General features: G+C 43.9%; 20 protein-coding genes and 2 pseudogenes. 7 read left to right on the top strand and 15 right to left on the bottom strand.

Features of this window, described 5'->3' with window-relative positions:
* Positions 1-610: 610 nt before the first annotated feature.
* From ICC18_RS30855 to ICC18_RS30835, 5 genes are all read right to left on the bottom strand, one after another.
* A complete protein-coding gene (locus tag ICC18_RS30855) occupies positions 611-916 on the bottom strand; it encodes a hypothetical protein (RefSeq protein ID WP_188178257.1) in 306 nt (101 codons plus the stop codon).
* A 182-nt stretch (positions 917-1,098) separates the two neighbouring features.
* A complete protein-coding gene (locus ICC18_RS30850; protein ID WP_188178256.1) occupies positions 1,099-1,389 on the bottom strand; it encodes a DUF5316 family protein in 291 nt (96 codons plus the stop codon).
* 80 nt (positions 1,390-1,469) lie between these two features.
* The gene (locus tag ICC18_RS30845) at positions 1,470-2,048 is read right to left on the bottom strand and encodes an LOG family protein (protein ID WP_188178255.1); all 579 of its coding nucleotides are present in this window, start codon (positions 2,046-2,048) and stop codon (positions 1,470-1,472) included.
* A 53-nt stretch (positions 2,049-2,101) separates the two neighbouring features.
* The gene (locus ICC18_RS30840; protein ID WP_188178287.1) at positions 2,102-2,419 is read right to left on the bottom strand and encodes a cupin domain-containing protein; all 318 of its coding nucleotides are present in this window, start codon (positions 2,417-2,419) and stop codon (positions 2,102-2,104) included.
* 105 nt (positions 2,420-2,524) lie between these two features.
* Positions 2,525-2,860 carry a hypothetical protein gene (locus ICC18_RS30835; RefSeq protein ID WP_188178254.1) on the bottom strand — a complete coding sequence of 112 codons (336 nt, stop codon included), beginning with the start codon at positions 2,858-2,860 and terminating at the stop codon, positions 2,525-2,527.
* 305 nt (positions 2,861-3,165) lie between these two features.
* Between ICC18_RS30835 and ICC18_RS30830 the strand changes: the two genes are divergently transcribed.
* Together ICC18_RS30830 and ICC18_RS34925 are read left to right on the top strand one after the other, a co-directional pair.
* Entirely contained in the window at positions 3,166-4,035 is an 870-nt protein-coding gene (locus tag ICC18_RS30830; RefSeq protein WP_188178253.1) for a LysR family transcriptional regulator, read from the top strand.
* Positions 4,036-4,116: 81 nt separating this feature from the next.
* Positions 4,117-4,188, top strand: a pseudogene (locus ICC18_RS34925) (hypothetical protein); the annotation flags it as partial.
* A 54-nt stretch (positions 4,189-4,242) separates the two neighbouring features.
* On the opposite strand, the gene ICC18_RS34120 reads toward ICC18_RS34925, so the two are convergent.
* On the bottom strand, positions 4,243-4,446 hold the full coding sequence (locus tag ICC18_RS34120) for a hypothetical protein (protein ID WP_223193033.1): 204 nt from the start codon (positions 4,444-4,446) through the stop codon (positions 4,243-4,245).
* Positions 4,447-4,552: 106 nt separating this feature from the next.
* Here ICC18_RS34120 and ICC18_RS34920 point away from each other — a divergent pair, with 106 nt between their 5' ends.
* Together ICC18_RS34920 and ICC18_RS34915 are read left to right on the top strand one after the other, a co-directional pair.
* Positions 4,553-4,756: a transposase gene (locus tag ICC18_RS34920; RefSeq protein ID WP_188178286.1), complete on the top strand. Its 204-nt coding sequence runs from the start codon at positions 4,553-4,555 to the stop codon at positions 4,754-4,756.
* Between the two features lie 185 nt (positions 4,757-4,941).
* Positions 4,942-5,196, top strand: a pseudogene (locus ICC18_RS34915) (IS3 family transposase); the annotation flags it as partial.
* A gap of 130 nt (positions 5,197-5,326) precedes the next feature.
* Here ICC18_RS34915 and ICC18_RS30810 read toward each other — a convergent pair.
* A complete protein-coding gene (locus ICC18_RS30810; protein WP_188178251.1) occupies positions 5,327-6,925 on the bottom strand; it encodes an extracellular solute-binding protein in 1,599 nt (532 codons plus the stop codon).
* Between the two features lie 106 nt (positions 6,926-7,031).
* Here ICC18_RS30810 and ICC18_RS30805 point away from each other — a divergent pair, with 106 nt between their 5' ends.
* Both ICC18_RS30805 and ICC18_RS30800 read left to right on the top strand, forming a co-directional pair.
* Positions 7,032-8,774, top strand: coding sequence for a sensor histidine kinase (locus ICC18_RS30805; protein ID WP_188178250.1), 1,743 nt, complete (start codon positions 7,032-7,034; stop codon positions 8,772-8,774).
* Positions 8,752-10,347, top strand: a complete 1,596-nt coding sequence (locus ICC18_RS30800) for a response regulator transcription factor (protein ID WP_188178249.1) — start codon at positions 8,752-8,754, stop codon at positions 10,345-10,347. Before ICC18_RS30805 ends, ICC18_RS30800 begins: the two co-directional genes overlap by 23 nt.
* Before the next feature lie 95 nt (positions 10,348-10,442).
* Here the strand turns inward: ICC18_RS30800 and ICC18_RS30795 are convergent, their stop codons facing one another.
* From ICC18_RS30795 to ICC18_RS30775, 5 genes are all read right to left on the bottom strand, one after another.
* Positions 10,443-11,786: a GH1 family beta-glucosidase gene (locus ICC18_RS30795; protein WP_188178248.1), complete on the bottom strand. Its 1,344-nt coding sequence runs from the start codon at positions 11,784-11,786 to the stop codon at positions 10,443-10,445.
* Between the two features lie 35 nt (positions 11,787-11,821).
* Positions 11,822-12,637, bottom strand: coding sequence for a carbohydrate ABC transporter permease (locus tag ICC18_RS30790; protein WP_188178247.1), 816 nt, complete (start codon positions 12,635-12,637; stop codon positions 11,822-11,824).
* Positions 12,637-13,542, bottom strand: a complete 906-nt coding sequence (locus tag ICC18_RS30785) for a carbohydrate ABC transporter permease (RefSeq protein WP_188178246.1) — start codon at positions 13,540-13,542, stop codon at positions 12,637-12,639. The genes ICC18_RS30790 and ICC18_RS30785 overlap by 1 nt, the downstream gene beginning before the upstream one ends.
* 72 nt (positions 13,543-13,614) lie before the next feature.
* Complete coding sequence (locus ICC18_RS30780) at positions 13,615-14,976, bottom strand: ABC transporter substrate-binding protein (RefSeq protein WP_188178245.1); 1,362 nt, start codon at positions 14,974-14,976, stop codon at positions 13,615-13,617.
* 220 nt (positions 14,977-15,196) lie between these two features.
* The gene (locus ICC18_RS30775) at positions 15,197-19,561 is read right to left on the bottom strand and encodes a carbohydrate binding domain-containing protein (RefSeq protein WP_188178244.1); all 4,365 of its coding nucleotides are present in this window, start codon (positions 19,559-19,561) and stop codon (positions 15,197-15,199) included.
* Between the two features lie 488 nt (positions 19,562-20,049).
* Here ICC18_RS30775 and bglS point away from each other — a divergent pair, with 488 nt between their 5' ends.
* Positions 20,050-20,763, top strand: coding sequence for a beta-glucanase (bglS, locus tag ICC18_RS30770; protein WP_188178243.1), 714 nt, complete (start codon positions 20,050-20,052; stop codon positions 20,761-20,763).
* 253 nt (positions 20,764-21,016) lie between these two features.
* Here bglS and ICC18_RS30765 read toward each other — a convergent pair whose 3' ends face one another.
* The 3 genes from ICC18_RS30765 to ICC18_RS30755 all read right to left on the bottom strand — a co-directional run.
* Positions 21,017-21,160 (bottom strand): hypothetical protein, encoded by a 144-nt coding sequence (locus tag ICC18_RS30765; RefSeq protein ID WP_188178294.1) that lies wholly within the window; start codon positions 21,158-21,160, stop codon positions 21,017-21,019.
* 15 nt (positions 21,161-21,175) lie between these two features.
* Positions 21,176-22,795, bottom strand: a complete 1,620-nt coding sequence (locus tag ICC18_RS30760; protein ID WP_223193027.1) for a response regulator transcription factor — start codon at positions 22,793-22,795, stop codon at positions 21,176-21,178.
* 1 nt (position 22,796) lies between these two features.
* The coding region (locus ICC18_RS30755; RefSeq protein WP_188178241.1) for a sensor histidine kinase at positions 22,797-23,820 on the bottom strand (1,024 nt) is incomplete at its 5' end.

The raw sequence follows: 23,820 nt of genomic DNA, 5'->3' as shown, positions 1-23,820 counted from the left end.
TTGTTGGGTAATCAACAATTCCGAAGCGGCGGATTCGACTGTTTGTATTATTACTTTCGTTTCCCCTTAGCCCTGTTGTTTTTTGTATACTCTTTCGGACTTAAAACAATCGATAATTAACAAAATACCGAAGTAAATAACTACAATTAATCCAAAAAAAGAAAGCACCTGTGCAATAAAGCTACTTACAAAGCCTTGATAATCCCCTAATATGGAATAAAAGTATACCAAAGGAAGTCTTATACAAATCAAACAGCCCCGGTAAGGGGGCGGTGGCGGTTAATTAAACTATTATCTCTGTTAACATAGTTATAATTAACTTATAATTAACGCTGTTTTCGTAATTATTATTGCTTAAAAAGCATAATTCATATTCATCATTGCTTTTTAACCTTGTAGTAAACAAATGAAAATATGAAATAGAAAGGAAAAAGCACGATTCCCGCATAAAGAAGCTTGACAATGAGCGTTAGCAAGACTTCTTCCTTATAGCTTAATGCCAAGTGTATACTCAATCAATTCCTCTACTTCATAGAATAATAAGTGAATTTGCATTGGTTTCAACAGCGTTTCACAATCCTTCTTAAAGAGTAAAATTGACATCCTACTATTATGTCCTGTTACGATAAATATACAATGTAATTGCATTTAATATGATTGTACCGCTGAGAAGAATTGCTGAAACAGATGCGATAACACTTACTGTATCCATAAGAGCAGACCAATCCTCAACCTTTTCACGTTCATAGAAACTGCAAATCTGAAAAAACAACGAAAAAGAACAAGCACTAATGCTCACAATAGAAAGAGTAACCCAATTCTTAGAACGCTTATCATATCTAGATATATTAATAGCTGGAAGAATCCAAGCGATTACTCCAAGCACGAGGCTACCAAGATTAAGCCAAGCAATCATATCTAATCCCCCTTTTTAAGGCCCGTTTCTTTAATAAAGAAAATCAACAACAAAGTTTGCTCGGAGCATAAATGGCGGCTGATAAAATAATAGTTAGAGTCATCAATAGCCCCCAAGCAATAAAATCCCACTAATCACTGTCCTTTTCATTTTCTCACTCTTTTATTGTTTAATATTAACAATTATTTAAAAAAATGTAATAAAAAGGCCAAACCAATATACGGAATTATAAACACTGCCAATTTATTTATCAGTTTATTTCTCCTGTTGCGGTCAGTATTGTCCTCTGAGTGAAAATTTGCTCTTATGCGGTCGCCGTTAATAAGCGCACCTGATAAAATTAATAACAACACAATAATTCCCGTGGTTATATAGAACATTACACTAAATGCTTTATTAGTCCCCCATATTCCCATTGTGGTCAAACTTATGAGCAGTCCACTGGTTAATCCCCATAAAAATGTTGATTTCATAGCATCCCTCCCTCTCCCCCTTACTGTATAATATTACCATATTAGCAAATGGGTAACTATAACCTCATTCTGTTTTCCGATTACCTGGTTGTTTTAATGTAGGTTTTTATAGTCGGTGGTTCATATAAATTGAATTTATCAATTAACTTCTTGGGATCTGAATCTACTATGGCTAAAGCACGATATTTCTCTTGCATAAATTGCTGCTCTACCATATGGTCCAGCAGACTAAGAAGAGGACTATAATATTCTTGGATATTAAGAAGCCCGCAAGGCTTTTGGTGTAACCCAATCTGTGCCCATGTGAGGACTTCGAAAAATTCTTCTAGCGTTCCTGAACCTCCAGGTAGTGCAATAAACCCATCTGCTAACTCTGCCATTTTCGCTTTTCTTTCATGCATGGTTTCCACAGTATACAACTCAGTCACATGTGGGTGAGATATTTCTCGTTCTGCCAGGTGTCTTGGTATGACTCCTATAACTTTCCCTCCCTCATTTAACACAGTATCAGCTAGCGCTCCCATAATGCCCACACTTGCCCCACCATATACCAACGTAATTCTGCGCTTAACTAGCTCTTTCCCCAGTTGGACAGCACCCTCTTTATAAACTTGGGATGCTCCATTACTTGAACCACAAAAAACCGCCAATCGTTTCAAATTAATCCCTCCACTTTAAATTTATTGAAAAAATTAAGACGAAATACATTCAGTCAGTCCCCGCTAATATCATTGTCCGCTTTCTCAAAACAAAGATTTACCGTTCGTCCATTGGAACGTGTTCTATGCACGACGTCTCGTGGAATAGTAAATACATCGCCTTGGTTCAAAACGACCGTTTGATCTTCAAAATCGATAATCAATTCGCCCTCAATAACCAAAAATAGCTCATCACAGTCCTCATGTTTGTGCCAATGATATTCTCCATCAATGACGGCAGCTCTAAGGACATGGTCATTCACCTCGCTGATTACGAAGTTGGTGTACTCTTGAATATCTTTTGTTGCTTCGAATACGTTTATTTTCTTCATTTGTCCTTGTTTCACAAATAGTTCCACCTTTCGAGTTTAATCTTTTTTAACCATTTAAATGCTCACCTTGGGAAATTCTTGGAATCGATCGACTGACTTCAAGGATTATTCAATGATTCTGAAGTTTTTTTGTCTAACCGCTATGGAATTTTTTATAGTTGTTTTTTTCGTAATATCAAGCTGCACGGGTAGCGGCTTCATATAAAAATCATCAACCATACTTAGTTCGAGCAATGCGGTTATCGTTGCTTCGATTGCAAGCCCCTCGTCTTGAAGAACATAATAGGCTACTTGATAGCTGTATGTTTCAAGCCTCTTCAAAGTTTCAACTCTTTTGTTAATGCAAACTACTGCAAGCATTTTGCTTACCTCGTTTCCAATGTATAGTATTCTGGGAAGCTGGCCGATTCTTCCGACCTCTATTGAATGTTCAACTATCATTGTACACACTAACCTTAATAGCCCTAATAGTTTGAAATTCTATCTTCCTTCTATTTTCATTCCAAACCGTAAGCCCATTCTCATTTGTGATGTATTCTGTTATCAAGGCCTCAACTATCACCGTAAATAATTCTCAGTTTGAACATGTGATAGCCGAGGTTAGGTTTTCTTATTTTTATTTTCTAATCCGCGAATGCGATGTAGTTCTTTTTTCGTATAGATAGAATCATACTCGTGAGCATATAATTTGTATAACGAATCTTTTATATTGCAATAAACAATATTTCAAATCATTGAGGTGGAAAATGGATATCTCTCAGTTGGAGGCGTTTCTTTCGGTTTGCCAAACGTTAAATTTCACAAAAGCTTCCGAACGATTGCATATTTCTCAGTCTGCTGTAACCGCGAGGATAAAGGCGTTAGAGAACACGATAGGTAAAGCATTATTTTTTCGAGATAACCGAAACGTAAGTTTGACTCGCGCTGGCATTACTTTCCTTCCTTACGCCGAGAGGATGCTTCGATTATTTGCCGAAAGCAAGCTTTCGATGTCGGAGCAATTCGAGGATCATATCGTATTAAGCGGACCGGGGGCCGGATGGCAGTATCATTTCTTTGATCAAATCGTAGCCTTTAGAAGAAGTCATCCAAAAGTTGCGATTAAAATAAATAGTTACTTTGATGATTACAGAAATATGACTCAGGATCTATTGCTTGACGGAACTGTTCATATTGCGATTAGATATGATCCTCCAGATCATCCTAAAGTGTCAAATATATTCCTATTCGAAGACGAGGTCATATTAGTTTCAGCAGAGAAAGGACTACTGATAAGCCGGACGGATTTCTTCACTGAGAAGTATTGCCATGTCGGTAACGCGTTCCCTGAATGGTTTTCAAAAATGCTCGGTCCTGGATTTATTCCAGCTTTGCAATTAGATCATTCAGCTATTATTTTAAAAATGCTTCTGCAAGGTGGAACATTTGGATTTCTGACGAAGAGCGTAGCCCAACCCTTTATTGATGAGCAAAAACTTTTCATAATTCAAAGTGATTTTCAAATTGAAATTCCAAAATTCCAGGTTTATGCAAGTTTTTTAGCGGAAAAAATTGAGCATGCTAGCGTAAGGCTAGGCTTAAACATGCTTGGAGTCCATTCAAAGACCGAAGACTGAAGACTGATGTGGCTTATGTCATGAGCGAATTTGTAAAAGTGAACTCTATCGAGAATATTAATCAAGTACCTCCTTCAAACCATGCGTGGAGTAGCAGAAGTAACCGCGACCACCTTAGTAGCGGAAATTGGTCAGTTCATACGTTTTACAAGTCCCAGGCAATTAAGTTATACGCCGGACTTGTTCCTAATGACTATTCAAGTGGAGCTAGTCGTTGGCAAGGAGGATGTCGATCAGCGTTATTTCATTCCCCTCTCTGTCCGTTCCGATGGGGTCATGCAAGGATACATCCTTACGCGTTTTCTTAAGCGAACGCAGATGCATCAAGATCTCGTTCTCGATACAACGAGCCGCAAATGTCGCGAGCTTCGTCCCTTGAGGTTGTGTACACCGAAGCAACGTAAATTTCATCAATAAATCTGCCACGTAAATGAATAAAAGGACGCTACGCGGCAGCCTTTTCGATATTGGACTAACTAAAGTTCTCCGTCGGAACAAAATGTACTAAATCTAGTATATTAAGGAAAGCGGAAAGGCGGTAGCGGAGGTAGCCCGCGAGCTGAAGATCAAGGATAATACGCTATATGGTTGGATGAAGAAATTCGGTGGAGAGCCGGAAGTCGTTCAAAATCAAGCGTTCAAGTCCGAAGACCATCAATTGTGGGAAATGCAAAGGCAAATACGTAAACGTGAACTGCAAGAGGAGAACGAAATCTTATAAAAGGCCATGCACTTCTTCGCGAAAGCCCGTCGGTAAAATATGAATTCATCTATGAATACCGCTCCGAGTACCGACTGGAGAAGATGTGCAAGGTAATGGAAGTTTCTCGCAGCTAGTATTACAAATGGAAAGATTGCCCTAAGAACGAACGAGAGCGTCAGCACAAAGAATGGACAGAGCAGGTCAAGGAAGTTTTTGATGCATCACGCAAGCTGTACGGAAGCCCAAAGGTCACGCAAAAACTCAATCAGCAAGGGATCGACATATCCGAGCGATCGGTTACTCGAATCATGAAAGAGCAGCAGTGGCGGTTTAGAACGGTCAAAAAGCACAAAGCAACAACGAACGCATTCATTCGTCTGTCCAATATTTTACACCAAGTGATTTCGAACGCCAGTTTTACGTTAATTCAGTACAGCGATAAAATCCATGTCTCTTGACAGAGGTGCATTCCGCCGAGATTAATTATGAAGCCGACGGAGTGAATTTGATCCAAACATAACTTTAACCTGATAATTCCATGCTAAAAAATAAGGTGGCCGCTGCACAAGCGGCCTTATTAAGGCTTAATTATTTCGCTCTTTGACCACGATACCAATCATTAACTTCTTGGTAAATCTTACCTCCCCCGAAAGCAAACCATTTGCTTACAAATATATCAAAGTCGCTTTCAGGAGCATTGTTGAATATGATTTTTTGGAAAGTCTGCTGTTCAAGTTTTTGAAGAAGTTCCCATTTAGTTTTCATAGTTGGAGTAGGCGGCCCTGTAAATGCTTCTTTCTTGGAAGCTTCGCCCGGGGAGAACAACACGGGTGCGATTTCCTTTGGAATGGCAGCCATTACTTTTGACGGAATACGCGCTCCATCAAAGGTCAGAGTATAGGATGCCACCCTAATGGCTCCTCCCGGAATTAATGCTTGATCCATAGAAGGGACTCCATCAACTACCGTCCAATCGTAGTCCTGCGCAAGTCCAGATGCAAATTCGCCTGTTGAAGTGGCATAATAATCAAACAAGTAGTTTTGGTACTTAAAGAAGATTTCGGGATCCTTCATCTTTTTATTAATAAGAACAGCTCCGTTAACGGGCAAAGTCCCTCTTCTCCCAACAAAGCCTTTCGGACCGCTGGGAACGGGTATCGCTTTAATCACAGCTTTAGTGTCATTTTTCAGCAGATCAGATAACGGCCACCCCGACATCCAATATGGACCTGCGATAATTCCCGCCTTGCCGGCAATGAATAAATCCGCCGCCTTCGTCTCGTTATACCATTCGCTTTCTTTTGAAACATAACCTTTTTGTATCCATCTTTTCAACAACTGCAATGCATCCCTGGCGCCGGGCTCGACTGACCCATACGTTAGATTACCGTCTTCCGCCCGATTCCATTGCTTGGGTATTGTACCAAATGCGCCAAAAACCCAGCTGGAGTCAGCCATCCATGTGCTTGGACCGTTTCTTAATCCGATCGTTAAGCCAAATGTATCATTCCTGCCGTTTCCGTCGGGGTCCTTATACGTGAACGCTTCCATCACACTTTCAAGCTCTTCTATCGTTCTTGGCACTGTCAGGTGCAACTTATCTAACCAATCCTGACGAATCCAGAGTATCGGATCTGTCGTATACTGATAGTCCAGAATTGGAATCGCATATTTTTTTCCGTTGCGCATAAAGAAGTCCCATACGGAAGGGTCCTCCTGCATGGCACTTTTCCAGACAGGCGAGGCGTAGTTGTCGAATAAATCACCGGTTTCCATGAATTGTCCCGAGTCGATTAATTCTTGTATCACATCTCGATCCCTTGTGGTAACAATATCGGGCATATTCCCTTTAGCCAGCTCTATTCGCAGTTTGTTGGCATAGGCCCCGTTGGAATCGGGAATCGTCCAAAGATACCGGATTCGGATACCCAATCGTTCTTCGACCCATTTGGTATGTACATTTTTCTCCAAATTCTCCCCATTTTTAAATTTCATATCGGGGTTTATCGAGCCAACCGTGTACATGGTTACCGGGGGGATATATTTTCCTAATTTCGCGTCATAATGCACCGTTTCTTGCGTAAGAGAGGAATTGTTGCCGGTGTTTTCTCCACTGTTTGTTTCCATGCACCCGGAACAAATGGTCAACACCGTTACGATCCATATTTTTACCCATATCTTTTCCATCTGGAGGCCTGCCTTCCGAACAGCTTCATACTAAAAGTATCTTATCACAAATTTTAAAGTCATATATGGTATAATTTCACTAAGAAAAACAATTGGGAAGTAAAGGATGGGGCCGTTGAGAGCGCGCGCAAATCTTTTCGTCAAAATAACCGGACTACTATTCGCGATCATATCAGTAACCCTATTGCTATATGGATTATCCTACCAAAAGGATGTTAATGTCATCACCGAACAAATCAAAACTTCAGATTTGAATCATTTAGACTTTTTCACCAAACAAATGGACAATAACATCAATCAGTTAGCCGGTTTGGTTTATACCTTACAACGCGATCCAACCATTCGCGAGTATGAGCATATCCAAGATCTCAGTCATCTTATTAACCCCAACAAAACCACACTGACCGTTCTGGAAAAGTTGGCTCTGCAAACCAGTTCAAGCACGTGGGAGAATCAGATTACAATTTACAATATTCAAAAACGCGAGGCTCTGTCTTCAGATGCTTCGGCTGTATTCGAAGAGTCTCTGCTTAAAAACCCTCTGCCTAAAGGCTGGAATTATGAGATGAAAAGTGATAATGGCGGATTTCACTTGCTGCTCGCAGATCCTGTCGACTTCGCGGAATCGCCTGAATTGTCGAATATGATCATTGAAATCCGTTTTCCAGTATCAAATTTGCAAAAAATGATCGGGGAATATCAATATTATGGCGATACTTTCCTGTACCATCCAAAACTCGGTCTCATAAAAAACCAGAATTTGGACGCAGATCTAACTGCCGGGATTATTAACAACCTGCAGAACATTCATGCCGAGCAGCAGCATTCAATCATAGTCTACCTTCAAGGCAAGCAATACTTGGTCAGCATGATTCGTTCGTCATCGTTAGGATGGTATATGATTCATTATTCACCGCTTGAACAAATTTTACAGCCAATTAGAAACAGCAGGTTTTCATTTATCACCGCCTCTTTCGTATTGCTTGCTCTAAGTACTTTGTTTTCTCTAATTTTGTTCCGTCAGGTACAGCGCCCAATTGGTATTCTACTAAGAGCGGTAAACAAGATGAAGGAAGGTTATTGGTCCACACGAATTCGGACGAAAACAAATAATGAATTCTCCATTTTGAATCAAGGGTTTAACGAAATGGCTCAGAAGGTGCAGGAACTGATCGAACGTGTCTATCTCGAACAACTACGTGCCAAGGATGCTTATCTGAAGCAATTGCAAGCGCAAATTAATCCGCATTTTCTCTATAACTGTCTTTTTTTCATGAAAAGCAAGGCAAGAGTGGGAGATACAGACTCCGTTGAAGCGATGGCACTTAACCTTGGCGAGTATTATCGCTACATAACACGAATGGATCATTCATTAACAACGCTCGGACAGGAAATAAAGTTAGTGGAAAACTATTTATCGATTCAAAATTTGCGTAAACAACGTATCGATTATTCCATAAGCATCATGGACGATTTGCTTACAGAACCCATTCCTAAATTGTTAATCCAGCCCATCGTTGAGAACAGCATTATCCATGGAATCGAAAAAAAACTAGGTGCCGGCCGGATCATGATCTATGGGGAAACCAAAGATAACATGCTGATTATTTCTGTCGAAGACAATGGAGCAGGAATGGATCCCCATCAAATGGATGAGCTCTATGCCATATTAGATTCGCCAATCCGTGAGGATGGCGGATGCGGGCTTTGGAACGTTCAACAGCGTTTGAAACACCAGTTTGGCGACTTGTCCGGTTTACTCATTGAACCTTCCAAGCTTGGAGGAGTCAGAGTCACACTTCGCATCCAGAAGAAAGGATTGAATCATGTTACAAATACTACTCGTTGACGATGAACCTTATGTTGTAGATGATTTATCTATCATAATTCCTTGGGCGGATTTGCAGTTTGAACAAGTCCACAGAGCCTACTCAGGACAAGAAGCGTTAGAAATCCTTAGGCGCAATCCTATTGATATCGTCATAACGGATATCAGCATGCCTGAAATGTCCGGCCTGCAGCTGATCGAGGAAATTCGCAGCGGGTGGAAGCATATCAAATGTGTGCTGCTTACCGGTTATGCAGAATTTGAATATGCCAAGAAAGCTATCCAGCACCAAGCAAGCGCTTATTTGCTTAAGCCAATCGGGGATGAGCAATTGATCGAGGTGCTTCAGCAGCTTCATCTTGAGATTCAACGTGAATGGGAGACATTATCTTCCTTCCAGAATACGATGCAGACGTTTCGAGAGCATCTTCCTTTGCTGCGAGACCGGCTTCTAAATGACCTTCTACAAGGACGACGGTTCACAGACGACCAACTCGCCATACAAATACAGAAGTATCAGCTCCCTCCACTGACTGATGAAAATGTCGCGCTTATGATCGTGCGGCTTGAAGATTATTTTCAGAGGCAGGACATGAATAGCATCCATCTGTTCGAGTATGCCATTGTCAATATTGCAAATGAATTGTATCATGAACAGTTCGACATCTGGTCATGTAAAGATGTACATGAGTATTTAGTCTTTCTGCTCAAGCCGAAATCTCCGGATGTCCACATCCATTCTATCACTCAAACCGCCTTTCAATTGCAGAAGAGCATTAATATATATCTGAAAGGCGCCGTTTCCATTGCGACAACGACCTGGGGGAAATTTCCACACGGGATGCGCGAGCTTTATCAATCTGCGGTCTCATTAATCAGGCGGAGAATCGGACAAGATACCGGGGTTGTCTTGACCGTTGATCAACAAACCGGTAACAGGGACATCCAAATTACGCAATCGCTATATGAACCTCCGACCTTCTTTCATTTGTTCGAAGCGAACCGCTGGGATGCCATTGAAGAAAAGCTTCACACTGTTTTTCGTGAAATAAAAGATAGCGGAACGCGGTCTCAGGAGCATATAGAAGAGACCCGACATTATCTGAAAACGGCATTTTATTTTATTGCCCATAAAAACAATAAGTTATTGGGGGATATCATCGGCTCCATAATGGATGAGACCAGAAGGTTCCACTCGCCCGATATGCTGAAGAATTGGGCTATGAATGCCGTAGGACAATTAAGAGCATATTTTGATCTGGAGCATCAGGATCAGCGTACTATTCTTATTAACGAAGTACATGACTTTGTAGATCAAAATATCGGTTATGTTTCTCTTCAGTCCATTGCAGACCATGTCCGCTTACATCCTGTCTATCTCTCAAAAATTTATAAATCCGAAACCGGAAAAAGCATCAGTGATTATTTGTTTCAAATTAAAATGGAAAAAGCAGTACATTTACTATCCAATAGCCAGCTTAAAATTTATGAGATTTCGTCCATGCTCGGTTACTCAACTGCACACTATTTTATAAAGCTGTTCAAAGAATTCAGTCAAATGACCCCCCAGGAGTTCAGGGACCGGTCAAACTGAGAGGATAATTGAAAATGCAAAGTACGGAGCATCGACATAACGCTCCGCATTTTTGTAATGTTTAATTAGGGGATGCCGTAATAGGAGATCTAGATCTACAAATCAAACCCGCTTTTGCAAATAACTTCTTTATACCAGTAAAAACTATTTTTTCGCGTGCGGGTTAATGTTTGAAAATCGACATGGATGAGTCCGAATCGTTTGCCGTATCCTTCCGCCCATTCAAAATTATCCAGCAATGACCAGGTGAGATAACCGATCAGATTCACGCCGCTCTCCAAACAACGATTCAGTTGGATCAAATGTTGCTTCAAATATTGAATTCGCCTCGTATCGTTTACGCACCCTTCCTCTACCTCATCGTTATAACAAGCTCCATTTTCTGTAATTAGAAGCGGGATATTCCCGTATCTTTGCGTAATATAGCACAGCACATTGTAAAATCCATCAGGACAAATAAACCAGTCAAAATCTGTTTTGGCATATCCGGTATCGATATCTTCATAGTCGAATAAACCTTCGTCCTGCTTATATCTGCCCACGTTGCCTGTATAATAATTAATACCTATAAAATCTATCGAATAGCGCATATCTTGCATATCGCCATCCTGTATCTCCAAGTTGACTCCCTTTGCCGCAAACCAATCGAGCATAAATTGCGGATACGTTCCTAATAAAACAGGGTCCATAAACCATTCCAGAAAGTAGGCAACGCCTCTTCGGCATGCATCCACGTCTTCCTTGCGGTTGGAATATGGCTCTAACCAGGTCACATTAGGGGCAAAACCTATTTGACCTTCGATTCCCAGTTCTCTGAAACGTTTCACGGTTCGGCCATGAGCGATCAGGAGATGATGCGAAATCGTAACGGCGAGCTGCAAGTCCCGATTCCCCGGCGCGTGAATACCCACATAGTTGGAGAGAAATGAAATGCACCATGGTTCGTTTAGAGTTATCCAATACTTGATTCTCCCTGCAAATTCACGGAAAATGATTTCCGAATAGGCAACAAACGCATCAATTGTATCTCTGTTCTCCCATCCGCCGCAATCCTGCAAGGTTTGCGGCAAATCCCAATGATATAACGTACAAACAGGCTCGATTCCAGCTGCTAAAAGTTCATCAACCAAATTTGAATAATATTCGAGACCTTTCAAATTGAGCTCTCCGGTGCCATCAGGAAATATCCTGGGCCACGCAATAGAGAACCGGTACATCGTGATTCCCAAGTCTTTCATAAGTCCGATATCTTCTTTGTAACGATTGTAGCTATCGCATGCGACATCGCCATTATCGCCATTCTTCACTTTTCCTGGCGTATGCGAAAATGTGTCCCATATTGAAGCCCCTCGCCCGTCATCCTTCCAGGCTCCTTCTATTTGATAAGCAGCAGTCGCCGCTCCCCAATGAAAATCTTCCGGGAATCGTATTTGTGCCATTGATCTTTCCCCTCTCTGTGTATCCATCATGATTATCAAGATTTAACCGCACCCGTCATGGCGCCTTCAATAATGTACCGTTGCAAGAAAATATACAGGATGATCATTGGACTTGCCACAATGACAAGCGCCGCAGCCAATAACGTCCATTGGTTGCTGAATTGGCCGTAGAACTTGAATAAGCCCAGTACAATTGGAAATAGCTTCTTATCGGAAAGATATATGGTCGCCCCTATCACGTTGTTCCAGACCCCTATTGCCTGCAAAATCGCGCTTGTCGCCAATACGGGTTTTATTAGAGGCATAATTATCGTCATCACATATCTGGAATAGCTGCAGCCATCGATGCTGGCCGCTTCATCCAACTCTCTTGGGACCGCCTTTATGTAACCCGTCATAAGCATAAATCCAAGACCGATCCCTGTGTTCACCAACATATACCCGATTCTGGTATTATACAAACCTAGCCAATGGATCAAATTCCACTGCGGAATCATATTGTTCGGCAAAAAAATCGCGATCATAAAAAATACGTACACAAAGCTGCTCCATTTGATATAACTGCGGGATACGGGAAAAGCAGCCAGAGCGGAAATCAGCACTGACGCCCCGACAGAAACCCCTGTGTAAAATATACTGTTCCAAATGTACGTGCTAAAATTCCCCTGTTTCCATGCATTCACATAGTTTTCAGGTTGGAAATCCTTGACGATGCCTACCGGATCCACAATAAATTCAACGTCCGGCTTAAAGGAAACATTAAACAGATATAAAAGGGGATACAGGTAAAGTATCACCATGATCAGCATGATGAGATAGCCGAGAGGTCTGGGCACCAAATGCATCTTCATTACAACTGCACCTCTCTTCGCCGTAAATAATATTGAGCAATTACTGCTATGACCAGGACAATGCCGAATTGAATAACAGCAACCGCTGAAGCAAATCCTTGTCGAAGTCCTAAAGCACCCGGCGTACCTCCGAATGCGGCACGATAGATTTCATAACCAAGTACACTTGTGTTGAAATTGCCTTGCGTCAAAACAAAAACTACGTCATAGGTTTGCAGTGATCCAATAATGGCCAAAAGCAAATTGACTGTGGCCGTCGAAGCCAGCATTGGCCAAGTGATATGAACAAACGATTGCCATGCTCTGGCGCCATCAATATGACCTGCTTCATATAGATCACCCGGGATTGCCTGCAAGCCGGCAAGAAAGATGACCACCGTATACCCCATCGAGCCCCAAATTTGTATAAAGATAACGATGTAGAACGCCACATCATAGGAGCCCAAAAAAGTTGAAGAGCCGCCGAAGATCCCCAACAACTTCTGAACCGGGCCATCCATCGGATTAAACATGAGCGTCCAAATCAATCCGAAGACGGTTACGCCCAACACGACCGGCATAAAAATCAGCGATCTGTAAAACAAATGGCCTTTCAATTTCGAATTCATAATGATAGCGAGAAGAAGTCCGATAGCTGTCTGCACGATCGTGACAGCAAAAGAAAAAATAACAGTTCTCTTGGCCGAAGCCAAATATGCCGCTGTTCGGCCTGAATGAAAAAATTCTTTATAATTATCGAGACCGATAAAGTGCCACTTCACGCCTGCAACACCCGAAATATCGGTAAATGAATATATAATGCTAACCATTGAGGGTCCAAAAGAAAATGCAATGTAAATGATTAAGGCCGGCAACAGGAATCCGTAAGGAGCCCATCTATGCCACTTTTTACCGAATGGATACATCTCCAGCACTCCTGTCTATAAAAAATGGAGGTAGGCGCAAAAGCAGGACTACCCCCAAGTCTTTGTCTTCAATTATTTAGCGTTTTTCATTTCGACTTCCCATTCTTTTTGCATCTTCTGCATAATTTCTTCAGGTGTTTCCTTGCCAGCCGGCTTCAGAAACTGAACGGGTGTCGGACTGCCCGTGTAATCGCCGGCTCCTTGCGGCGCCTGCCAAATAACATCCATGGCCAGTTTCAGACCGCTAGCAAGCGGAGCAACTTCCTGCATAAACGGATTCGTGAATTTGACATTTGGCTGAGTAGGCAAGAAACCAACTGTATTAATAAATTCGTTATAGATATCCGGTTGAGAGATAAATTCGAGATATTTTAATGCGGCTTCTTTATTGGCCGATTTTGCGGCGACTAATAGAGACATGTCGTATTTACCGAAGAAATTTTTATTATTCTCCGCTTTATCGCTGGCCGGCATCGGGAAATATCCATATTTCAGATTCGGATTCGCTTTCTCAATGGCACCCGAATTCCAGATCCCATCAGGCATCATAGCCGCTTTACCGGTTGCGAACCGTCCGACGACTGAAGCATAATCGATCCCCATAAAGTCCTTCTCGGTATACTCCAACATTTGTTGATACTTGGTAAAGATCTCCTTGAATACCGGATCGGTAAACTTAGCTTCTCCAGACCATAACTTCTTGTCCAATTGTTCGACATCAGGCTCAATAGCCTGAATGAATCCGTTAGCCACCATTCCGAGTGGCCACACATCTTTACCGGCAAGGGTAAAAGGTGCGACTCCGCTGTCCTTCAGCTTCTTAGAGACGTCCATCATCTCGGACCAAGTCGTCGGTACCTTCAAACCGTTTTTCTCAAACAATTCCTTGTTGTAAAATACGCCTGTGTAAGTAACGGTCCCGATATCAATGCCCCATACTTTATCCTTATAAGTGGTTGCATTCTTTATCGCTTCCGGGAAGTAATTATTCAAATAAGGTTTCCCCGTCAAATCCTCAATCAAACCGGCATCGATGTATTGCTGCAGCGGAGGAACTGCTGCGCCTTTATGCCAATCTTTTTTCGGGTTGATCGCGAAACTCGTAATAATATCCGCATCATTGGCATTTAAGCGGGTTTGCAGTAATGTCTGATAGGCAGCGTCCGGTTTGGATGTATCTAAAGTGATCGTAATATTCGGATATTTCGCATGAAACTTTTCGTTGACTTTCGTCAAAGCCGCAATATTCGTCGGCTGTTCCCATGTGGCCAGTTTCAACGTGATCGGTTTTTCTGCTTTTGCTGTTTGCGCAGGGGTGGAGCTTTGATTCGATTTACTGTCAGTTGTTGTCGTATTACCGCCGCAAGCTGTGAAAACAAGTGCGATAGAACAGGTAGTCAATACTGTTAATCCTTTTTTGCCAAGCAGACGCATGGAAAGTCCCCCTAAATAAATGTGTAGTAAGTAACCGGTACCGTTGTTACACCTTTATTATAGATTTGAAAGAACAGGCCTTAAATAACAAATCGACAGCATCGATAACAAAAAAACAACATCTGGTTATTCACAGATAAATGAATAAAAAACGGAGAGAGTCTCCGGATTCGCAATGAACATTGCGCAACCTTCCGACTCTCTCGCGTTTCCTTCGAAATTAAGGGGCAATCGCGCCATCATTGACTAAGAAAATGTCGTCGATAAATACGCTTAAGTTTCCGGCATTACCCCCGGCAATATGGCCAAGCTCGAAGCTCACCCGTCCTTTGTCCGTAGTATCCTTGTCATCAACAAAGGTAAACGTATAGGTCTGATCGGCCGTGCCCAAATCAATAATTTTACTGCCATAGCCATGCCATTCGTAGTTGTGTGCGGCATCAATCCAACCGATACTAATGTTCATCTTGCGCGGTATTGTCGAACGCGCCTTGAATGAGAGCGTGTATTGGTTGCCATTCTTGTAACCGATTCCCTCGTAGTAAACTTGGCGATGCCATGATTCTGTTCCAACTGTACCGACATCTGCCCTAAGCGCCCCGTTGTCATTTGAGATGGCAAGCTGACCGGTATCTTGCGAGAATATTGTCCAACCCGTTATACCGGAAGAGAAATCGCCATTCGGAAACAAATTCGCTTTTTGAGACATAATCTGCACCAGGGAAACATTGTCCAGATATACGGAATGAGAGACAGAAATATCGCCGAGCTTGCCTAAACTGAACTGAAACACAGCATCCGGATCATCGGCTGTCATTGAGAATACTTTCTCGAAATGCTGTTTATAGGTGGCCAGACTAACGGTTTGTTCCATATAATTCGTATACGGCGCTCCGTTAAGCTGCGCCACTCCCTTCATATTCCGCGGAACTGAGGCTGAAGCGTCGAAACTCAAGCGGTATGTTTTTCCTTTCATAAGCGCCTTGTTAACGGCTTGTTTGACCTGGACATCCCAATCGTTCGCGCCCGGTCCTCCAATGTTCACGCTTAATTCGCCTTTGGCCGCGGACATTGTGGAGGCTTGCACGCCCGGGTCTACGGAGTTTTTCAGCAGTGTCCATCCGTTTGTATCCTTACTGCTGAAGTCCCCGTTTTGGATCATTTCCCGGGAGAGGTCGATCCATACGGTGTCATAATCCTGCCCGCTCAAACGCAAGTAATAGGTTCCCGCTTGCAGATCAAACGGTTCGAGATAAATCGTTTTATACGATTGCCCGTCTTCAGTGTTGCCAACGGCAACCGAGGCCGTTTTCACTGCATGCAAGGATTCGTCCAGAACCGTAAAATTCAATACGGAGTCGTCTTCGACGCTTGAGACCCTTACCGAAGGAACGTAACGTCCCGGCTGTACGATGCTGATTTTGTAATCGGCGTAATTGCCTGGGGACATCCCTGTAACTTCTTTGCCGCCCTCCCCGCTTGCAACCAACGTTGTCCCTTGCATTTCCCAATATTGGTCTGCCGGAATATGAGCATAATCATTCACTGTTGGAGGATTGTTACGTTTTATCAAACGCACATTATCCAATACGAATGTCCCCTTGTCGCCGCCTAACAGAAACTTCAAGGTAGAATCATCGTTCGTTTCATTGACCGTAAAATGTTTGGTATAAGTAGTCATGGCATTAGTCAGATTCACGGTCGACCCACCCGTGATGGTTACACCGCTGCTCACTCCCGTTTCGAGGCCGATCCCAATCGAACGGTTGTGCTCTGCCTTAGCATCAAACGTTAACGTATACGCAGCTCCTTTGGACAGCACAAGTCCCGATTGCGACAGATAAACACTCTCCGTAACGGTACCGCCATTTGATGCGGTTACATTCAGCTTACGATCCATCATGTAAGTGGACTGCACAAGGTCGTTGCTTACCGAAGCCGACGCAACTGCCCCGGCATCTTTTGTAAGATTCCAGAATGCCATTCTATCGCTGCCCTGATCGAATCCGCCGTTAAATATCAGATTGCCGTCGCTAAGAGGCTTCCGTTCCTCTTGCGGTTCCGGAATCCACGGAATCTCAACCACCTTTACGTTTGTAAAATAAGCACTCGCTGTAGATGTCTTACCGAGATTGAACTCAAATCGGGCGTTATTATCGGACTTACTCTTCATATTGAAGGAGTAACGGTAGGTTTCCCATTGATCGGTGAGTTGTTTGGTAACCTCTCCCGAATAAGCCGTCCAGCTTCCCTGATATTGCGTCAGCTTGGACATGATCGAACGAGGCGCTTCTGCCTTGGCGTCAAACGTCACCTCATAGGCTTTCCCTTTTTCCAACATGAGGGGCATTTGCGTAAGTTGAATCGAATACAGCTGGTCGCCTGCATTCGTGACTTCGACTTTTGCCGCTTTTCCCTTTACAGGATCTTGGACGATACTGACATTTCCATCTCCATTGACGTTCTTAAGGAACTGCCACATAAGCGGAACGCCGCTGTTGTCGGTGCCCCCATCGAATTTATGGTTCCAAATTTGATTTCCGTCCGGCATCGGAGCACGCTGAGGTGTACTGTTACCGGAGGACTCAGGACGCTTGCCGGTCACGTCGGGCCATTTGTCCAAATCATTGTATTTATAAACGCGGACGTAATCGACATACATTTTATCAGAATTAAAATCGCCCTTCGGATTTCCCGGCATATCGCCGCCGACGGCCAGATTCAAAATCATATAAAAAGGCCGGTCAAATGGCGCAGGATACGTATAATATTCCGCTTGCCCGTCACCCCTTGAACCCCAATCACTAGTTTCATGGAACTTATGTCCATCCACAAACCAACTGATTTTCCCGGGCAGCCATTCCACCGAAAACACATGATAATCGTCGGCAAACGTCTGTCCTTGAGGCAGTAAATAATGATTATATTGCTGCTCGTGAGGATTACCGTAGTGAATGGTGCCTTGGACCCTCCTCGGGTACACATCCGCATTAGCGGGATCGGTCTCAACCGGCCCTGTAAGCTCCATGATGTCTATTTCGCCGGAGCCTGGCCATGGTCCATATTGGTTGTGTTCATCCGTAGGCATCATCCAGATGGCTGGCCACATGCCTTGCTGAACAGGCAGTTTGGCACGCACTTCGAACTTTCCATACGTCCAATCGCCTTTCTTTTGAGATGTCAGCTTGCCCGACGTATAGTTGCGGCCCGAGTGAGATTCTTTTTTTGCCTCTAGAACAAGTACATTTTTGTCGCCGTCTTTCGCTAGGCTTACGTTGTTAGGACTGTAATATTCCAACTCATTATTGTAAACTGTGCCTGTGTCCTGAACATTCCATTTGCCCGCATCGACCGTACTGCCGTTAAACTCGTCGTTCCAAACTAATTGCCATGGGTCGTCTTGCGAAGAATTGCTGGATGAGCTGGACGAGCCAGATGGCGAACCAGGCACCACTCCAGGTTTTTCGGGCAATTTAAGATCATCGCCCTTGCTCACCGGTTGACCGTTAACCGTAACGCCGTCAGCACCTACTTTCAGATGGCCAATCGTGCCTTTGTTCACGATCTTGGAGCCATACGCCGCTTCCCCGATTCGCACTTCCTTCACCGTAGAACCTGAAGACAATTCCACAATAGATGGATGATTGACCTCGACGACGTTAGCCGAAGAGCTGTCGTTTAAAGCTACCCTTACAAGATTATTCTTCTTGCTCAGTACCACTCGAGACAGCAGTGACTTATTAAAAATGACGGAATGTGCTCCGCCCCCCTTAATAAGGGTGTCGCCAGCAACCATAATGTTGCCGAACGTAACCTCCCCTTCACCTACGCCTTCCGCAACATAAAGATTTCCGTCAATTTTCACATCTTGCAGCTTCGTTCCAGGCCTATTAACGATCACATTTCCATTAATTTCGCTCGTCTTGATATCGCCAAAATCCGGGCTCATCCAACCAATTATGCGATTGAGCAATTCTACAGTCTCAGCACGTGTAATGGCGCGTTTTGGCTGCAAACTTTGCCCGTCGCCCCCTGTTAAATATCCCGCCGAGATTAAACTGGCCATTGCTGATTGGGCATAATCGTCGATTTCTGCAGCATCGTGGAACCGCGATATCGAATCATGGGTATCGCTGCTGATTTGAAAAGCCCGAGTTAGCAAAAGTACGGCATCCTGTCGCAGAATCCGCTCATTCGGAAGAAACCTCCCATCCGGATACCCTTCAATTAGTCCTGCCTGTGTGGCTTTGGATACGGAATCCATATACCAATCAGAAGGTTTTACATCCGTAAACGATGACGGCCCATTCCCCTCATACCGGAACACACGGTTAAGGAATGTGACAAATTCAGCGCGTGTTACAGGCTCATCCGGATGAAACGCTTGATCGTCGTAACCGGTTACAATACCTGCATGGGCAAATTTAGCAACAGCAGAATTTGCCCAATGGCCATTCATATCCACGAAATTAATAGCCGCAGACGATGGCTTTGCTTCTACAGAAGTTGCCAAAACCGCTGTCGGCGAGAAGAAAGGGACAATAAGACTAATGCTTAAAAGTGTAGAACATACTTTCCTGTACACGTTGACTCCTCCTAATAACAAAAGTTGGTAAAGCTGGCTGCTGCGGGCTGTTTCCATTATAGGCTTGCCCCTTGCTGCCAGAAATACCAAATCATTAATCTGAATAACAATTATTCAATGTGGAGTCGTAACTTGTTGCCTATCAACCCAAGTCCTACTTCAAACTTTTTTGGTACTTTTGTTTGAAAGGCCTTGTAATCATTGTAGAACTTCATCGAGAGAAACAGCTGAATTTGGCTGATTTGACCCTTATTTGCACCCACAACAAGCGCTCTTTTCATTTTTCATCAGCCTTCCCTTCCGCTATGTAATCAATCACTAACTTGTATCCACAATATAATAGCTGGTTAATAATTAGATAATCACTAAACTTCTAATGAATTAGGTTATCATCTTGGTATTAATATTAAGAAATTGGTATCGCTTACATTTGAGGACCCTGATAACATTGAGACGTAACAAAACACTATAATGCAGGAGGTAGGTTTATGAAGAAGAAGAAATGGATGCTTGCACTTATCGGAGTGATTTTATCGCTTAGTCTGGTAACGTCCGCATCAGCAGCGTGGGTGTTCTGGGAGCCGCTCACTTATCACAATCCAAGCACCTGGGAAAAAGCAAATAATTACTCCAACGGTTCCATGTTTAATTGTACATGGAGAGCAAATAATGCCAATTTCACCAGCAGCGGACAATTGGAACTAAAGATTACCAGTCCATCTTACAACAAATTCGATTGTGGCGAATACCGTTCCACGAACAAATACGGCTATGGTAAATATGAGGTCAACATGAAGCCTGCCAAGAATGTGGGTATTGTCTCCTCATTCTTCACTTATACCGGTCCGAGCGATGGTACCCAGTGGGATGAGATCGACATCGAATTCCTTGGCAAGGATACAACGAAAGTGCAGTTTAATTACTTCACGAATGGTGTGGGCGGCCATGAGAAGGTCGTTGACCTCGGCTTCGATGCTTCTCAAGGATTTCATACGTACGCGTTCGATTGGCAGGCAGGCTCTATTAAATGGTATGTGGATGGCGTTTTGAAGCATACAGCCACCTCCAACATTCCAAAGACACCGGGCAAAATCATGATGAATATATGGAATGGCACGGGAGTGGATTCCTGGCTTGGGAGTTATGACGGTAAAAATCCTCTATCTGCTTACTACGATTGGGTAAAGTATACGAGCAATTAATAATAACTTGACACTGAAAAAGTCATCTATCATGCCAGCTTTTTGTAAGCGTTTGCGAGTATCCGCCGGACTTTCATCATATAGATGGCCCATGCCGGGCGTACAACATAATGGCTGCCGATGAAATCATTCATCGGCAGCCATTCGCATACTGGGCGATAGAAACATTTTTCAAATGGATGAACAAAGACCAAATGGACAGAGCTACCTTTAAGGGGAGATCAACTCTTTGATTTTAATGTTTTATGCAACGCTAGTGCAAAAAACAAATAATAATAACCTTATACGCATAGCAGCCCTCGCAACGAAGCATGATGCCTTGGCGCTCCGTCTCGAATAGCAATTGATTGACTCCTCCGGGTTGGATAGCTGCCGCATCTATCGTTACGTTCTCCATCGCTATCCCTCCTCGCTATTTCCTCAAGCTTTCCCGATATTCGATCGGAGTCACACCGGTTGACTTCTTGAAAAAACGGGTAAAAGAATGGTGAGTTTCGTACCCCAGACGTGCGCCCACTTCCGCAATCTTCAGCTCGTCTTGTTTGAGCAGCTCTTTGGCTTTTTCCATTCGAACTTCATCCATATACTCGGATAAATTGACGCCGCATTCCTGTTTAAACAGCCGTGACAAATAAGAAGGGTTGAAATGAATCACGCCGGCCAAGCGTACGAGCGACAGGTCTTCGCCGATATGCTCCTCAATATAGGAGCGGACCTTCTCAATCGTTGCGGCCGCCCTGTTTTTTTCTCCGCTCAATCTGAGATCGAATAAAGTCTCCGCGGTCTCTTTCAAATACTCGAAGCTGTCTTGCCAGGAAGTATGCATGTCTCTCTGCATCAGACCGTTTGTTCCGACCTTGTCATGCAGCTCCCACCGGTTGATGTAGGAAAATAGCAAGAGCGCTATCGTATAATAGAGCTCCAAGAGAATGGGGCCCACGTTTCGCTGATCGCCGAATGCCGACTCGGTCAGCATCTCCAACACCGCGAGAAATCCTTCTTTTCTTCCGCCCTCCAGATGGACGGCCAATGCCTCCGCCTTTTCTCTCAGCGATCGTGAAAGGGCTGCGGTCTCGATCATTTCCACATTGATCGTTTGCACCATCTGAGCGCCGTCCCCCGCCCGCATATGCTGCTGGCTTCTGATCCGGTCGTAGACGGCGGAAAGCTGATTCCAGTCGCAGGGGTCGGCACAAAGCGTTACGGCAAAAGTCAGCCCCAATGAATCTTTGGAAGCCTGCTGCATGAGCTCGAATTGGCCCTCCAGAAAAGTTACCGTATGGGGATAGGCGCCGCCTGCATCCATCCCATCGCCCGGCTTCTGCTGGATAAGCCAGACAAGGTCGCCGTAACGGTCAATGACTCCCAAACTTGAGGTGCGTTCCGCTAGGAAAGACTCCGCCAAAAATTTTACGGCAAGCGCTGCCTCCTGGCTTTCGGCAAATGAAGGGTGCAGACCATTCCCGTTTGTACGCTGCAGGTCGCCAAGAGCGACAAGCACAGGCAAGGAAGGATCGAGCGCAATGCCCAATTGGCGGAAATCGACCTCCAACTGTCCCACGGCTCTCGTCCCCAGCAGCAAATACCGGAAATAGTTGCCTTGGGCGAGCGTTTCGAGCGCTGTCAGCTTTTCTTTGGACTGCTGGATGAGATGCTGAAACTTCAGACTGTTTTCCAATTCAGCGATGGCATCGGTTATCGCCTTGATGATTTTGTCGTATCCTTCGCTCTTTAAGAGATAACTGACTCCCGGATGCTGAATCGCCTGATACACATAGTCAAAGTCGTTATATCCGGTCAAAAAAACGATTTTGCAATGCCGCCATCGACTCCGGATGTTGTTCATCAGCTCGATGCCGTCCATCTCGGGCATGCGGATATCGGTCAACACGATGTCCACTCTCGTTCGATTCATCCAATCGAGCGCTTCCGCTCCGGAATACGCTTTATATAGATCAAGACCCAATTTCAATTGGCTGAATACTTCAAACAGTCCGTCCGTAATCACTTCTTCATCGTCGACGATCAGCATTCTATACAAGCTCTCCACCCCTATTCCTGGGAAAACGGATGATCACCTGGAGACCGCCAAGATCGCCTCGGGAAACGTACAACCCATATGGATCTCCGAAGGTGATCTTCAGGCGGCGGTGAATATTGACCATCCCGGTCGTTTCCATTTGCTCATCGTTGGTCGCGAGCGATTCCTCGATATACTGCAAGGTCTCATCCGTCAGACGATTGCCGTTATCTTCAACAATAATCTGGACTTCGGTTTCATTCCAATCGAACCGGATGACGATCCATCCATTGTACGCCATTTGCTCCAGACTGTGTTCGAAAGCGTTTTCGATTATCGGCTGTACGATGAGGCGCGGAACTTGCAGCTTTTCCAAATCATATGGAAGGTCTTCAAACTGTACGGCAACCCTTCTGGAAAATCGAAGCTTTTGGATCTCGGTATACAGTCTGGCATGTTGAATTTCCTGTTTCAGAGAAACCTCGTCGGAGGCATTCCGGGTCACAAATTGGAAGTACTCCCCAAGCTGGGTTGTAAATAATTCGACCCGTTCCAGGTCCCCCGTCTTCGCCATCGTGTTTAGAATAAAGAAGCTGTTAAACAGAAAATGCGGATTAATTTGCGACTGAAGCTGCTTCAGTTCGGCCCGCTGGGCCATAATTTTCTGTTTATAGACTTGATCGATCAAAGAGCGGAGATTCGCGACCATTTGGTTAAACCGGACGAACAAATAGCCGAACTCATACTTGGACTCGTTGGCGATGACGAAATCCAGGTCTCCGTTTTCCATGCGCCGAAAACTCTTCACTAGCGTGATCAACGGTTTGTGAATAAATTTGTACGTGGAAAGCGCATAAACGCCGATAATGACAACGGCAGCGAAGAGAAACAACCAAGCCCATACATAAAACTTGTCCAACGGCTTCTTGATGATTTGCTCGGGAATAAACCGATACAGGGCCATATCCAGGTAGTCGGAACGTGAATAAGCGGTATAATAGCGGCTTCCCGAAATCGAATAAGTTCCCGTTTGAGAA

Origin of the sequence: Paenibacillus sedimenti (genome assembly GCF_014534655.1) — a bacterium.
Lineage (GTDB): Bacteria > Bacillota > Bacilli > Paenibacillales > NBRC-103111 > Paenibacillus_E > Paenibacillus_E sedimenti.
The sequence above is the reverse complement of the archived record's forward strand: the minus strand, read 5'-3'. Positions and strand labels throughout refer to the sequence as shown.